A 15,197-nucleotide genomic window follows, 5' to 3' on the forward strand; every position below is an offset into this window, starting at 1 on the left:
CAAAATTTAATTTTCTCTAAAGATAGAAGGTAATTCCCCAAAACGTTTTTTAAACGCTGCAGTAAATTTACTGGCACTTTCAAAACCAGTTATCATCGCAATAATCTTAACTTCAATTTCAGAATTTTGAAGGAGCTGTTTCGCTAAAAGCATGTTTTTTTCTTTATGATATTGTAACATCGAAAACCCGAATACGGTTTTGAAATTGTTCTTTAATTTTGTTGGAGAAGTATTAACCTCAGATGCGATTAGCTCTATTCCTAAAAAAGCCGATTGCAAATTATGCAAAATTATTTTCTCGGCCTTTGCCACATTATAATAGTCTAAATTACTTAACGAAATATTATCTTCAATACGGCTGTCCTCAAAAGCATTATTAAAAAATTCCGTAATCAGTTTCATTGTATTTTTTCTTAATTCGGCATTATTCAAATGAATTTGATTCTCTGCCTCCATAATTTTCGATATTTTTTTTGATAAAACATGCGCTTTGGGAGCAATATCAAGCCAGGTATAAAATCCTTTTTGTGAATTAAAAAAACGTTCAAGAACACCTTTTTTACAAAATTTATCTGATTTGAGATTTTTATCAACCCATTGCTTGTTCATGGCAATATTAAAAAACTTGCCTTCGGTTCCTTTATAAAAATAGGTTGCAGTTTCAGTATCCGGTTTATAAAATGTCCAACAAGTACTCAGTAAAACAATATCTTCAGAACCTTTAACCGGAAATCGATATTCAAAAACAGAAAAAGATAAAATATAATAATCCTTAACATGATCTTGTGTATAATTTGCCTTTGCTACTATATTTTCGTTCAATGACAAATTTGTTTCCAAAATCCAAAAACCATCTTCAATCGTTCGGTAGCGCATTGTGCCTTTCCAAAGCGCGTTATCAGAAACAATTACTTGTTGTACCGGATTATGTTTTACAATTGGCAGCTTAATAAGTCCATCCAACATTACCTGAGGAGAATTAGACAAATAAGGCAATTCGAAAAAGCCATCTTTTAAAAGAAAAAGAAACTTCTGAATATGTTGTGTCCAATTGTTTGTGTTCATGGCGTTTATTATAGCTGTCGTGGTTGAAGATCAGCATCAAACGTAGTAAATTCGGGCAAACAAACCAAAAATTATAAGTCGGATGTTTAAAAATAATTACAGTTTTAAATAATTATTTTTTTTGTTTATGAAATTTGAAAAAACAGCAATTCGACATACAATAAATTGGCATTTCTATTTTATCAATTATCTTTGCAGAAACACAACTACAATGAATTATTTTTCTTCTGATTTTAAATTAGGAATATTAGGCGGCGGGCAATTAGGTAAAATGCTGTTGTTTGACACCCGAAAATTTGATATACAAACTTATGTTTTAGATCCGAGTGACGAAGCTCCGAGTAAAATTGCCTGTAATAAATTCTTTAAAGGCGATTTGATGGATTATGAAACGGTTTACAATTTTGGAAAACAAGTTGATGTTCTAACTTTTGAAATCGAATTGGTTAATCTTGAAGCTTTAACACAATTAGAAAACGAAGGCGTAAAAGTATATCCTTCTCCAAAAACCTTAAAAGGAATTCAGAATAAAGGAACTCAAAAAGATTTTTATACTGAAAGTAATATTCCAACGGCAGCTTATTTACGTTTTGAAAGTCCGTTGCATTTGCAAAAATCAGTTGGAAATAATGAAATTACGATTCCGTTTGTATGGAAATGTACTGAATTTGGTTATGACGGAAATGGTGTAAAAGTAATTCGCCAGATTTCTGATATGGATGATTTACCAAATGTAGAATGTATTGCAGAAACGATGGTTCCGTTTAAAAACGAATTGGCGGTAATTGTGGTAAGAAATCCATCTGGAGAAATTAAAACGTATCCGGTTGTAGAAATGGAATTTCATCCTGAAGCAAATCAGGTTGAATATGTAATTTGTCCTGCAAGAATCGATGAAAAAGTAGCCGAAAAAGCCAGAGCGATTGCTTTGAATGTTTCGGAGAAATTTAACCATGTTGGTCTTTTAGCGGTTGAAATGTTTCAAACTAACGAAGATGAAATTTTGGTTAACGAAGTTGCTCCTCGCCCACACAATTCAGGTCATTATTCTATTGAAGCAAGTTATACATCGCAATTCGAAAATCATTTACGCGCAATATTAGATCTTCCGTTAGGAAATACAGATAGTAAAGTTGCCGGAGTTATGGTAAATTTAGTTGGTGCCGAAGGTTTTTCCGGAGATGTAGTTTACGAAAACATAGAAACTATTTTAGGATGGAATGGTGTTACGCCACATATTTATGGTAAAAAACAAACACGTCCGTTCAGAAAAATGGGTCACGTTACCATCGTAAATGAAAATATGCAGGAAGCTAGACGCATTGCCGAGGAAGTTAAGAATACTATTAAAGTGATTTCACAATAATTAAAAAACTTAAAGATTGAAAAATTTAAAGATTAATGTAATAATTTTTAAATCTTTCAATCATATAATCTTTAAATACAAAACATGAGCAAAGTAGCCATTATAATGGGAAGCATTTCAGACATGCCAGTTATGCAGGATGCCATCGACATATTAAAACAATTTAATATTGAAGTTGAAGTAGATATCGTTTCGGCACATAGAACGCCGGAAAAATTATTCGATTTCAGTAAAAATGCACATACTCGCGGGATTTCGGTAATTATTGCCGGTGCGGGCGGTGCAGCACATTTACCTGGAATGGTGGCTTCGATGTCGCCGCTTCCTGTAATTGGCGTTCCTGTAAAATCAAGTAATTCTATCGATGGCTGGGATTCTGTATTATCGATTCTGCAAATGCCGGGCGGAGTTCCTGTGGCAACTGTAGCTTTAAACGGAGCCAAAAATGCCGGAATTTTAGCAGCACAAATCATCGGGAGCCATGATAAAAAAGTGCTTGAAACTATTATCTCTTATAAAGAAGAATTGAAAGCGGCGGTTAATAAAGCTGCTGAAGGTTTAAAGAAATAAAGCATTTCTCAATTCCTGCAAGGTTTTCAAAACCTTGTAGGTGTTTTAAAGTATTAATTGAACTTTATAAATCCAAATACCTACAAGGTTTTGAAAACCTTGCAGGATAAAAATACAAACAGAAAGGCTTCACATTACGCGAAGCCTTTGTTGTTCAAAAGATCTGTTATGAAATTACACTTCATCTTCAATTTCCTCCAGAACAGACTCAAATTCATATTCAGTTATATCTTCTTTATTTATCCAATTTTCTGAAGTGACAAGATTATAATTTATATCATCTTCTGTTGTCAATTGCCAAATAATACCTTCGGCTTCGGGAAACGGAATGTTATGAGATATTTGATTTTCAAACAATCTTTTGATAAGATTTCTGTCAGACAAACCATTATCCAATAATTTCAGTACGTTTTCAGCAGTTAGCTTTTGTGGTTCACCGTCCGTTGGTGTTAATGAAAAATAAACAACAGAAGCTTTCGCATTTGGGAATTTGCCATTATAAGCTTTAAAAAGCAATTGATTAATATGGAACAAAGTGCCTTGCATATCTATTTCGGGATATTCCTCACACACTTTATCAATTAACATATTGTGCGCTACTTGTTCTATTTGCCCGTCGCTTAATCTATCAGGAAATTTATATTTCAATACTATTTCGGCCGCTTCATTAGGTTCGTAATCGGAAATTGCCATTTCTAATAACTCCGGCAAACTACTTTTATCCGCAGTTGCACCATCCGGATAATTGAATTTTTCTAATAACTGAACAAAATCTTCATCAGACCAATATCCTTCTACTTCATTAACCGTATCAATTCTCTTTATTACAATTTGGTAGTTCATTCTTTTTCTGTTTTTACAATTTTTGATTAGCAATTTATAGTTCTAATCTTATTTTTTCAATTTACGCTTTTAAAAATGTCTACAGAAATAAATAACATATCTATAACACAATTTAAGAGGATTTTATGCCGAGAATCGATTTTGTTTAGATGATTACATTTTTATAAATTACTATCTTTGGAATTCAAAAATATTGACTTCAATTAATAAAAAATATTACATCATAATGAACGTTTTACTTTCAAAATTTATAACTAAACATAATACAGCACCTTTTTCGCAAATTAAAATCGAAGATTATGTTCCTGCTTTTCAGGAAGGAATTGCTTTGGCTAAAGCCGAAATTGATGCTATTGTAAATAATCCTGAAGCTCCAACATTTGAAAATACTGTTGTTGCAATGGATTTTTCGGGCGATATTTTAGATCGTCTTTCAAGTGTCTTCTTCAATTTGAATTCGGCAGAAACGAGTGACGAAATGCAAAAAATCGCTCAGGAAGTTTCGCCTTTATTATCTGAATTTGGAAATGACATTACTTTAAACGCTGCTTTATTTGCTAAAATAAAAACCGTTTATGAGCAAAAGGAAAAACTGAATTTAAGTGCAGAACAAACTACACTTTTAGACAAAAAATATAAAAGCTTCTCGAGAAACGGAGCTAATTTGCCTGAAGACAAAAAAGATCAGTTAAGAGAAATCGATAAAAAATTATCTAAATTGAGTTTACAGTTTGGTGAAAATGTTTTGGCTGAAACAAATGCTTTCGAATTGCATTTAACGAATGAAAGTGATTTAGCCGGATTGCCTGAAGGTACAATTGAGGCTGCAAGATTATTGGCAAAAAGTCAGGAAAAAGAAGGCTGGATTTTTACTTTAGACCATCCTAGTTATATTCCGTTTTTGACTTATGCGGATAATCGCGAATTGCGTAAAAAAATGGCAATCGCTTTTGGTGCAAAAGCATTTCAGAATAACGAATTCGACAATCAGGAAAATGTTCTAAAAATTGCCAAATTACGTTTTGAAAGAGCTAATTTATTAGGTTATAAAACGCATGCAAATTTTGTTCTGGAAGAAAGAATGGCTGAAAGCCCGGAGAAAGTTTTTTCTTTTTTGAATGATTTATTGGCAAAAGCAAAACCTGCAGCGCAAAAAGAATTTGCAGAATTAACTGCTTTCGCAAAAGAATTAGATGGAATCGAAAAACTGGAAAAATGGGACGGCGCTTATTATTCTGAAAAATTAAAACAACAGCTTTTTAATTTAGATGATGAAAAACTAAAACCTTATTTTCAGTTAGAAAAAGTTTTAGACGGAGCATTTACCGTTGCTAAAAAATTATACGGATTAACTTTTACGGAAGTTTTTGATATCGATAAATACCACGAAGAAGTTACAACGTATGAAGTAACCGATGCTGAAAACAATTTGGTTTCGATTTTCTATGCTGATTTCTTTCCAAGAAAAGGGAAAAGAAACGGTGCCTGGATGACTTCATTTAAATCACAATCTATAAAAGACGGCGTAAACGAAAGACCACACATTTCGAACGTTTGTAATTTTACAAAACCTACTGAAACTAAACCGTCATTATTGACTTTTAATGAAGTTACGACTTTATTTCACGAATTCGGTCACGGTTTACACGGAATGTTGGCGAATACAACGTATCCGAGTTTATCCGGAACTTCTGTTTTTTGGGATTTCGTAGAATTACCAAGTCAGATTATGGAAAACTGGTGTTACGAACCGGAAGCTTTGGCTTTGTTCGCGAATCATTATGAAACGGGAGAAATTATTCCGATTGAATATGTTCAGAAGATTAAAGAAAGTGCCAGTTTTCAGGAAGGTTTGGCAACGTTGCGCCAATTAAGTTTTGGATTATTAGATATGGCCTGGCACGGACAAGATCCAACTAATATTACTGATTTAAAAGCTTTTGAAACAGAACAATTTGCGAACACGCAATTGTATCCTGATGTAAAGGAAAATGCAATGAGTACGGCTTTTTCTCATATTTTTCAAGGTGGATATTCTTCTGGATATTATAGTTATAAATGGGCAGAAGTTCTTGATGCTGATGCTTTTGAATATTTTCAGGAAAAAGGAATTTTTAATACTGAAGTAGCAACAAAATTTAAAGAGAATGTACTTTCAAAAGGAGGAACAGAACATCCTATGATTTTGTATAAACGTTTTAGAGGTCAGGAACCTAAACCTGAAGCTTTATTGAAAAGAGCGGGATTGGTTTAGACTTCTTAGATCGTTAGATTATAATATATTTTAAAAACCGGGGTAGAAATACTTCGGTTTTTATTTACATTTGATTAAGTTGATAAATATATTTTCATCTATCTTCGCCGTTTTTTAAATATTAATCTTACAAAATAAATAAAGTGAAAAAATATTTCAAAATCTTCGTTTACCTTGTCATTATCGGATTGGTTGCAGTTGTTTCTGTAAATTGGTATGTAAAGTCTAAAACTAAAACACATATTTATAATTCGTTGAAAAAATTTCCTAAAAATGATGTCGGGATTATTTTTGGAGCTGGAATTAATGGTGATCAGCCAAGTAAATATTTAAAGGATCGTCTTGATGCCGGTATTTTATTATATAAAGCAAACCGAATCAATAAAATTCTTCTTTCAGGAGATAATGGTCGTGATGAATATGATGAATTAACGGTAATGAAAAAATATTGTTTCAACCATGGGGTTGACACGACAAAAATATTTATTGATTATGCCGGCTTTGATACTTATTCTACAATGTATCGCGCTAAACACATTTTCAACATTAAAAAAGCGACCTTAATTTCTCAGCAATATCATTTAAACCGTGCAATTTATATTGGTCAAAAACTGGGAATAAGATCGGTTGGATATTCTGCAAATTCAGGAGAATATCGAGGATACCAATATGTGACTTTTAGGGAATATCTTTCTATTTTTAAATCTTTTTTTGATGTTTTAAGAAATCGTGAACCTCATTTTTTAGGACATCCAATTGATATCAACGGAGCTTCTAATTATTCTAAAGATGATAAAAGATAATGACAAATTAAAAAGCCAGTAACTAAAAACAATTAGTACTGGCTTTTTTTCTTGAATTAGTAATTTATTTTATTTTCAATAAGTTTCTCTTATTAGTCGGTAATGCTACTATAGAATCGAATACATGACTCAATCCTCCCGGAGTTAATGAATAACCATGACAATAAAAACAAGAAGTAACTGCTTTATGATCTGTTTTGCTTGGAACTGCATTTGAGCTCTGCGACTGAAAAAAGGTTTCCATAGTACTATTTGCTAATCGTCCGGTTCCAATAGCTGCTCCCGGAGTTCCTCCATAAGGGTAAGATGAACCATCTGGCTGTGCGCCACCAAAAGTCCAGGTTGCACCTATTAGCAAATAATTTTTCCTGATGTCGTTGCCAACTAACATTTTACGTATTGCATTATTAATAGAAATTATTTCACTATTAGAATCTGCAGGTGTTTTATCTTCTCCATTTGGTATAGTATCTGAGGCAACTCCCCAGGCCATAATTCTTTTTACATCTGGCTTATATATTAATTCCGGATGTAAAGAATCTATAATGATCGTATTATTTTTAACGGTCATTCTCTGCGTATTTTTAGTTGTATCATCGGCATTAACATTAAAAAGCCAATCTGTACCGCTATCTGCTTTTACTTGTTTTATTTTATCATTAACATCTCTATACGAATATGCCGTATTTGGTGAATTTTTTTGATGTTCAAAAGTTGCCCAAATCATTTCAGGGTGTCCGGCAACACTTCCTACCACATGCGCTCCAACCAATGCCAATGTTGTTGTCGTTGATTTATTTGTTAATACCCACAACTTAGGATTTGATTTATCATACACGGGAACTTTAGCTTTAATGGTGATATAGCTGTCTGCATTTGGTAAATCTTTAGCTTCAACCCATGATGTTTTTAATTCCATTGCTAAAGCATCCGGATCTGGTGGTGTTGCCAAACCGTTCGCTTTTGCATAAGCAAGAATACTATCTCTCGCAGCTGCAGTTGTTGGAAATTGATTTCCGTTTAATTTTTTATCTTTTACACCAGTCAAAAAGTAAGCATAAACATCATTTACCATTGTTATATAATAAACTAATGATTTATTTACTGCAACTAATGCTCCACTAGAACCTGCCTGACCTTGTTCAGTATCAACTATATGTCCTTTTGAATCCAGAAAAACAGCTTTATTTCCTTGTTTAAATTCTTGCAGAATATTTTCAGGATGAACTTTGCTGTCAATGATTGCTTTAGGACTTGAGATCAATTTACCTTTTGTATCGATAAAAGAATGTAATCCATTGGCATTAGAGACAATACTTCCTACCTCAACTGATTTATTCTCAGCATTTTTAACAGCTTCGTGCTCTTTTTGAGATTCTACTTCAAATGTTCTTCCATCCTTGTCAACTATAATCGGAAGTCTATTTGGTCCTGTTTGAACAATATTACCTACCGCACTCATTATAGTATTAGGAGCATGAGGTGTCAATACGCGATTTCCGTTTTTATCTGCAGCCGAAACATTATAAAACACAGGAGATTCCATTACAGTTCCTCCACTTTTATATGCTCCGCCAGAAGCTGGTGAAGTAATCCATAAAAACATTTGCTCAGACCATTTATAAAAATCACAGTTGTTATTATGAGGAAATGTTACACTATTTGCGGGTTCAACTAGTCCGTTTTCAGTTGCTTTTCCTGATTTAAACCAGGAATTAAAATCAGTTTCTGTTACTGTACAAGATTGTTTTACATCTTGCGGCAGATATTCATATTCTGAATCTGCTTTAGCCAGAATATCATTTTTTTTACATCCTAAAAAAAGGATTATCAAAACTGCAGCAAACATAGCTATCGTTCTTATGTTTATTTTTTTCATGATTTTGTGTTGTTAATGGGTTTGTTTTTCTTTTGTTTTTTATTCTTTTGATTTAAAATATTAAACTACTTCAACATGAAAATTGACTGCTGGTTTTTCAGTCTTTTTAAATAATGAAAATAGTTTTCTGGTATTGTTATTGCCCGAAAGCAAACCGTCTCTACCGTGTATTTCTATTTCTACACTATTAACAGACGCTTTTAAGGTACTTTTTGATGTTTCTTTTAAAACAGGTAGTTTAAAAAATGCTTTTACTTCGAGATGTGTTTGGCAATTTGAACAATATTGAGAACTCCAACGGCTTAATACAGCTTCTGTACCCAAATGCTGTTTTTTTCCGTCGATCGTTGCAAATGCAGAAATCAGGAAAGAACCTCTTATTGGCGCTTTATTAATTCTCGAAACTTTAATCACTTTTGCATCATCTTCCTCTACTTTTAAAAGTCGGTTTTTAGAAAATTCATCAAGAGAACCAATACTATAAGTAATTCCTAATTGTTTTTCGATGTTAATGCAGTCTAAAGAATTATAAGTTCTTTCAATTCCGTTTTCGGTTATCTTAAAAGGATTAAGCGGAGTCTCTAAATCTAGCCATGAATTAGGTGCCATTCCGGGAGTTGGCCCTTGATTGTCGACTGTATTAGTTCCGGGATATTCAGGAAAAATTTCAAGATGATCTGTAAATCCGTGTTTTTTCTGCCAAAGCCAAAATACGCGATCTATGTTACAATGATGAAAATAAAAAATAGGATCTAATCCTGCTGTGTCATTTTCTCCCATGTCTCCATTAGCATCGGGAATAGGCGAACGATCATACGTTGGCAAATCGCAACCGCCTACTGCAAGGTGAATACTATTGTGTGGAGATTCGAGCGATACAACCGGCAGGCTGCCTTCTTCTAAATTTATATTCCATTCGGCTGCTGAAGTTGTGTTCGAAAAAACAGTAAAATTGGGAGCATTCAAACAGTCTTTAAACTTTTGATTAACGTTTGTCTCGATTCTTTTACCTTTAACAATAATGAAAGAGTTTAGCCAGTTTAAAACATTATCATTTAATATTTCTACATTTTTATTATAGTCCGGATATTTTGCATTGTGTTCTGCTGTTTTAGCACGATCTTCATCTGAACCAACTAAACCTGATAATGGATAACGAACTGTTTCATATCCTTTTGGTTTATTGTAAAGATTATTATCGCCTTGTACATTATCTACAATGTTTTTAGGAAAAACAAAAGAACGCAATGGGTTTGCGATTTTTTCTCCATCCAATTCAAAAAATTCATCTGTTAAGCAAGATGGAATTCCTTTTTCTAACGAATCTTCATTTGTTTCATCCCAATAAGGCAACATAACAGACTCACAACCTTTAATGCTTTGCAATGCTTCTTCTACTTTTAAAATGTAAATACGGTGCCAGGTTGGAAACAACACATTTCCGTGATTGCAATAACCTCCCCAATAAGCATTACTTCCCCATCCGGCACCTCTAAAAGGTTCTCCGTGGAAACCGCCTAATTTAAAAAACGAATGAGAATCTTCTGCAGGAAGTTCTTTAATTCCTTTCCAGGCACGCATTAAATTTTCTAATTCGGTTTTATTGCCGTTCTCGTACTCTCTCTGTATTTCTAATATAGATTTTCTAATTTTCAGGTTTTGGGTAGCCATAGTTATAGGTTTTAGATATTGGTATGTTTAGGTGTAAATAAATGAATTCGAAAAGATGGAAACTGAATAAGTAATGATCCTGAAATAATAAAAATCATACCGGTTACAAGCAACCATTTTTCGTTAGGAAACGAAAATCTGCCAACAAGAATAATTACTGCTCCTGTTAAACTCAAGAAGAAAGCTGAATAATTATTTGAGGCCGACTTTTTATAGATCATGAATAAATGAACCGCCAAAAAAAACATCAAAACAGGTAATAACCATCCCATATAAGGCAAACGTGCCAAACCCAGACTTCCAAACATGCTCATATAAACTGCCCAACAAACTGGGCATTTTGGAAAAAAAGCAATAAGAACGCTCAAAAACATTGATGGAATTGCTTTTAGGGTTTTTCTGGTTTTAGAAATTGGTTTCTGTTCTTTAGTTTTCTGCTCTTTAGCAGCGCAGCAACAACTTTTAGTTTGTGGAATAAGATCATTCATAGTGTTTTTGTTTTTTTGGTAAATTCTTTTTTAACTCAAATGAATTATACTATTTCAAGTTAACCGGTAACAAAAAGATCGCCCAAACCAGGCGATCTTTTATATAAAATTTTATTGAGTAGGGAATATTGCAGATTTTTATTCCTCTTTGAATTGTTTATGGAGAATTTTACTTCTTATGCCAATTCCTCTTGTAAATTTTTTACTGATGCAACTGGTACATTTTCGATATGATGTTGGTAGTATGAAAAACCTCCAATTCCGTTCCACGCATTATCGATAGCAAAATGAGCATCAAAATCAGCTAAAAAAGCACCAATTGCAGGAGGTGGAAAAGATTGAACATATTGTCCGTGTAAACTAACTAACTGAGTATATTTTCCTAATCCTGCTGAATATATTTTTCCTTTTACTTGAACAACAATATGACTATCAGGACCGTTTATAGCCTGTGTAATAACTACTGTACCTGTCACTGTATGTTGTGATGGGACAACTACTAAACTAAATTTAGCGATTGGAGCACCTGGTGTTCCAACATTTCCGATAGTGCCATTTGCTAAATAAGCACCTACTAATAAATCTGACATAACTTTTGTTTTTGGGTTTTCCTACTCATAAGGCTTTTCGGATCCGCCTCGTTTTTTTAAGTGGGTTCTGCTCCACTTGTTTGTTCATTCTTCAAACCTGAAATTTTATGACAGATTTGAAAAATAATATTGATTTTCTTTCATTTTCTATTTCAAAACTATATCAGATTCATAGACTTAAATAAAAAAATGGTATAAGGGGGAGATTCTTGGTTGTGAATGAGGTAAAAAAAGACATAAGATTATTTTATAAGAAAAAATAATTTGCATAAAAAAACCACTAACAACTTTATAGTAAGTTATTAGTGGTTTTACGTATTTTGATTATTATTTAAATCACTTTATTTCATATAAAAACAATCTGTAAAGGCTATTATTAATGAATATTTAAAACTTCTTCATGTTTAATAATGTAAGATAAAGCTTCTTTTACAACATCATTTAGGTTCAATCCTTTTTTAGAAGCCAGAAGGGCCGTTTTTTGATGGAGATCTTGTGAAACTCTTACATTGAACGAACCTTTAAAAACTTTATCAGGAGCTTTATTCAAAACTTTGCATGTTTCTAAATAATCCAGAATGCTTTCTTGAAATGCTTTCTCTAATTCTGTTACAGAAGTTCCTTCAAAGGTTACTACATCATTAATTCCCTGAATTTTTCCGAAGAAAATTTTATCTTCTGCCGAAAACTCAACTGTACCGATATATCCTTTATATTCTAAATAATTTTTCATTTTTCCAATTTTAAACATTCAATTATAATATCTAACTGATACGATTTTAATACTTTTTGTGGATGAGGCTCATGCAAACTTATAATATGCATATCTTCATTTACAAATTTTCTTCTTGATCCTCCCGTTTTTCCCTGTTCAATTTGAATATATCCAAAATAATAGAGAACTTTTAATAATTCATCCCATGTAAAATCTTTGGGTTTAGATTTCAATCTTTCAACAAGCTTATCAATTTTACTCATACAAATTTATAAATATTTCATTTGCTTTGCAACTAAAATTTAGTTGCAAGGCAAATGATCACTAAGACAAATGTAAAGATAAGAATTAGATTACGTTTATTTATTTATTTTAATAAACTTTCATTTATTTTTGAAAGTTTAAAAACTTTTGTTTACATTTGATCCATGGAATTCAAAGAAGCAAAAAATAAGTTTGTACAAACCTGGGGAGCGTTAGGTTCTCAATGGGGAATTAATAAAACCATGGCACAAATCCATGCTTTATTAATGGTCTCGAACGATGCTGTTTCGATGGAAGACATTATGGATGAATTGCAGATTTCGCGCGGAAACGCCAGCATGAATCTAAGAGCTTTAATGGATTGGGGAATTGTTTATAAAGAATACAAAGCAGGAGAAAGAAGAGAGTTTTTTACTGCCGAAAAAGATTTAGATGAATTAGCCGTAAAAATTTCAAGAGAAAGAAGCAAAAGAGAAATTAAACCTGCTCTTAAAATCTTAAAAGAAGTTTCAACTATTGAGGCAAAAGAATCTTCAGAAGAAGAAAAACACTTTGTAGATCAAACTTCTAAATTGTATGATTTTGTTTTAAAAGCAGATAATATGTTAGATAAAATGACTGAATTTAATGATAACTGGTTAGGCCGTTTGGTTTTAAAAATTATGAAGTAAATCTTCAAATTAAAAAAATTTAATTAAAACTTTCATTTTTTTCTGAAAGTTTAAAATAATCAATAAGTATGAAAACTATAAAGAACACCAATACATTCGCTCTAGCATTGCCTTTGGCAATTTTATTGACATATCCGTTCATTCAGGAAGGAGCACTTATCTTTAGTTTGTTATCAACTATAATTACAGGTTTTCTGCAATTTTCTATAGGAGTAAAAATGTTGGTTGATAGTCCAAAAAATAAAGATCTTCAAAAATATATGGCGGGAGTTGTATTATTTTTCATTTTATGGCTTACTAGTTTTGAGATAAATTATAACGATCTATTATCTTATGCATGGTTTGCAATGCCACCAATACTCGCAATCTATCTTACTTTAATAATTCACAAAATTCCATAGCTATGAATCTCAACATAATAGGATATTTTATCTACCTCGCAATTACGATTTTCATTATTCTAAAGGTTGGAAAAATCTGTTACAAAAACGGAAACATTTACGTCGCAGAACTAATTCCGAATCATGCTGATATATGTCAAAAAATTAATCAGGTTTTACTTTTAGGTTATTATCTGTTAAACATTGGTTATTGTGCGATGACTTTAATTTCCTGGAAAAAAATTAATTCGTCTACTCAGCTAATTGAAACAATTGGTATAAAAACTGCCATCATCATATTCATTATATCAATATTGCATTATCTCAACATTATTATTCTAACCAAATACATTCATAAATTAATTCAATAACATTTTAAATTTAAATATCATGGAAACTACAAAAATCCTAATCGGTTACGGCATCTATTTACCAATCGCTTTATTCCTTACTTATTATGTTTCTAAAACACTTTTCAAAAACGGAAAAATATTTATGCTGGACATTTTTAAAGGCCGTGAAGATATTGCAGAGGCAACCAACAAACTTTTTGAAACCGGATTTTATTTGTTAAACATTGGTTTCGCCTTAATGATTTTACAAATGCAATTAAGCGATAACAGTTATCAGGAATTAATTGAAAGGCTAAGCTATAAAATTGGAGGATTTTCTATTTATCTTGGTATAATGTTGTTCTTCAACTTGTATTTCTTCTTTAGAGGAAAAAGAAAAGCTAAAGAAGCTCAAAGAGAAGAAAGATTGGTTTTTAAAGCATAACTGATAAACGAAACCTAACAGGTTTTAAAAACCTGTTAGGTTTAAAGAAAACCTTAAATCATAAAAAATGACACATCAGGAAATACTCAAAAAAGTGCAATGGAAAGATTTGAAAACGCTTAGCTTTAAAGAAATGCTAATTGAAAACAACTTGACAATTCCGTGGTTTTTAATTTCTATGACGCTTGCTTATTTTGGCTATTATTTAGCAGCGATTCCTTTTTCAGCTTTTTTCTTTCTGGCCGGATTAAGACAAGTACATAATGGTTTTCATAATTCATTGGGAACAAACAAATTTTTAACCTGGTTTACTCTTTATTCAAATAGTATTTTATTGATGGTTTCAATTCATGCAGTTAAATTCAATCACATAAGACATCATAAATATTGTTTGTCTGATGAAGATTACGAAGGAAAATCAGCAAAAATGACCTGGTACGGAGCTATTCTTTATGGGCCAATTCACATGTTCTTGATTCACAAAGTAACTTTGCAGAAAGGAAATAGAAATTATATCAAAAACGTAATATTAGAACTTTTTTCTATTACAGTTGTAACCTTTATAATTTTCTATTTTCAAATTCATTTTCTAATCTATCATTTTATTATAATGGTCTTCGCTGAATTTTTAATGGCTTTCTTTGCTGTTTGGACTGTGCATCATGATACCGAAGATTCTCCGGAATTTGCCAGAACACAGCGAGAAGGCTGGAAAAATAAAATTACATTCAGCATGTTTTATCATTTAGAGCATCATTTATTTCCAGCTGTTCCAACAATTAAATTACCGGAATTGGCAAAAAGAATTGATAATGTGTTTCCCAATATTGAAAAAAAACAAACTTTTTAATTGTAAAATAA

General features: G+C 32.1%; 17 protein-coding genes. 9 read left to right on the forward strand and 8 right to left on the reverse strand.

Translation table 11 applies throughout. From position 1 onward, the window contains the following. Window positions 1–6: 6 nt before the first annotated feature. A complete protein-coding gene (locus GKZ86_RS14135; RefSeq protein WP_154783729.1) occupies window positions 7–1,065 on the reverse strand; it encodes an AraC family transcriptional regulator in 1,059 nt (352 codons plus the stop codon). Between the two features lie 211 nt (window positions 1,066–1,276). On the opposite strand from GKZ86_RS14135, the gene GKZ86_RS14140 reads away from it, so the two are divergent. Further along, complete coding sequence (locus GKZ86_RS14140) at window positions 1,277–2,431, forward strand: 5-(carboxyamino)imidazole ribonucleotide synthase (protein WP_154783730.1); 1,155 nt, start codon at window positions 1,277–1,279, stop codon at window positions 2,429–2,431. A gap of 84 nt (window positions 2,432–2,515) precedes the next feature. Beyond that, on the forward strand, window positions 2,516–3,001 hold the full coding sequence (gene purE, locus GKZ86_RS14145) for a 5-(carboxyamino)imidazole ribonucleotide mutase (protein WP_154783731.1): 486 nt from the start codon (window positions 2,516–2,518) through the stop codon (window positions 2,999–3,001). A 174-nt stretch (window positions 3,002–3,175) separates the two neighbouring features. Here the strand turns inward: purE and GKZ86_RS14150 are convergent, their stop codons facing one another. Continuing rightward, on the reverse strand, window positions 3,176–3,844 hold the full coding sequence (locus GKZ86_RS14150) for a hypothetical protein (RefSeq protein ID WP_154783732.1): 669 nt from the start codon (window positions 3,842–3,844) through the stop codon (window positions 3,176–3,178). Between the two features lie 226 nt (window positions 3,845–4,070). Between GKZ86_RS14150 and GKZ86_RS14155 the strand changes: the two genes are divergently transcribed. Next, window positions 4,071–6,098 (forward strand): M3 family metallopeptidase, encoded by a 2,028-nt coding sequence (locus GKZ86_RS14155; protein ID WP_154783733.1) that lies wholly within the window; start codon window positions 4,071–4,073, stop codon window positions 6,096–6,098. A gap of 143 nt (window positions 6,099–6,241) precedes the next feature. Next, window positions 6,242–6,901 carry a vancomycin high temperature exclusion protein gene (locus GKZ86_RS14160; protein ID WP_194632535.1) on the forward strand — a complete coding sequence of 220 codons (660 nt, stop codon included), beginning with the start codon at window positions 6,242–6,244 and terminating at the stop codon, window positions 6,899–6,901. A 64-nt stretch (window positions 6,902–6,965) separates the two neighbouring features. Here the strand turns inward: GKZ86_RS14160 and GKZ86_RS14165 are convergent, their stop codons facing one another. The 6 genes from GKZ86_RS14165 to GKZ86_RS14190 all read right to left on the reverse strand — a co-directional run bounded on the left by GKZ86_RS14165 (window position 6,966) and on the right by GKZ86_RS14190 (window position 12,507). Continuing rightward, window positions 6,966–8,780: a hypothetical protein gene (locus tag GKZ86_RS14165; RefSeq protein WP_154783734.1), complete on the reverse strand. Its 1,815-nt coding sequence runs from the start codon at window positions 8,778–8,780 to the stop codon at window positions 6,966–6,968. 60 nt (window positions 8,781–8,840) lie between these two features. After that, a complete protein-coding gene (locus tag GKZ86_RS14170; RefSeq protein WP_154783735.1) occupies window positions 8,841–10,451 on the reverse strand; it encodes a tyrosinase family protein in 1,611 nt (536 codons plus the stop codon). 11 nt (window positions 10,452–10,462) lie between these two features. Next, entirely contained in the window at window positions 10,463–10,939 is a 477-nt protein-coding gene (locus GKZ86_RS14175; protein ID WP_154783736.1) for a hypothetical protein, read from the reverse strand. 176 nt (window positions 10,940–11,115) lie between these two features. Further along, complete coding sequence (locus GKZ86_RS14180) at window positions 11,116–11,529, reverse strand: DUF1842 domain-containing protein (RefSeq protein ID WP_154783737.1); 414 nt, start codon at window positions 11,527–11,529, stop codon at window positions 11,116–11,118. A 376-nt stretch (window positions 11,530–11,905) separates the two neighbouring features. Further along, window positions 11,906–12,262: a type II toxin-antitoxin system HicB family antitoxin gene (locus GKZ86_RS14185; RefSeq protein ID WP_154783738.1), complete on the reverse strand. Its 357-nt coding sequence runs from the start codon at window positions 12,260–12,262 to the stop codon at window positions 11,906–11,908. Further along, window positions 12,259–12,507, reverse strand: coding sequence for a type II toxin-antitoxin system HicA family toxin (locus GKZ86_RS14190; RefSeq protein WP_154783739.1), 249 nt, complete (start codon window positions 12,505–12,507; stop codon window positions 12,259–12,261). The genes GKZ86_RS14185 and GKZ86_RS14190 overlap by 4 nt, the downstream gene beginning before the upstream one ends. 165 nt (window positions 12,508–12,672) lie before the next feature. On the opposite strand from GKZ86_RS14190, the gene GKZ86_RS14195 reads away from it, so the two are divergent. From GKZ86_RS14195 to GKZ86_RS14215, 5 genes are all read left to right on the forward strand, one after another. Continuing rightward, window positions 12,673–13,179 (forward strand): GbsR/MarR family transcriptional regulator, encoded by a 507-nt coding sequence (locus GKZ86_RS14195; RefSeq protein WP_154783740.1) that lies wholly within the window; start codon window positions 12,673–12,675, stop codon window positions 13,177–13,179. A 68-nt stretch (window positions 13,180–13,247) separates the two neighbouring features. After that, entirely contained in the window at window positions 13,248–13,580 is a 333-nt protein-coding gene (locus GKZ86_RS14200; protein WP_154783741.1) for a hypothetical protein, read from the forward strand. Window positions 13,581–13,582: 2 nt separating this feature from the next. Further along, window positions 13,583–13,930 carry a hypothetical protein gene (locus GKZ86_RS14205; protein WP_154783742.1) on the forward strand — a complete coding sequence of 116 codons (348 nt, stop codon included), beginning with the start codon at window positions 13,583–13,585 and terminating at the stop codon, window positions 13,928–13,930. Between the two features lie 19 nt (window positions 13,931–13,949). After that, window positions 13,950–14,336 (forward strand): hypothetical protein, encoded by a 387-nt coding sequence (locus GKZ86_RS14210; protein ID WP_154783743.1) that lies wholly within the window; start codon window positions 13,950–13,952, stop codon window positions 14,334–14,336. 67 nt (window positions 14,337–14,403) lie between these two features. After that, window positions 14,404–15,186: a fatty acid desaturase gene (locus tag GKZ86_RS14215; protein ID WP_154783744.1), complete on the forward strand. Its 783-nt coding sequence runs from the start codon at window positions 14,404–14,406 to the stop codon at window positions 15,184–15,186. Window positions 15,187–15,197: the final 11 nt, after the last annotated feature.

The sequence above is a fragment of the Flavobacterium sp. LC2016-13 genome (assembly GCF_009707955.1).
Lineage (GTDB): Bacteria > Bacteroidota > Bacteroidia > Flavobacteriales > Flavobacteriaceae > Flavobacterium.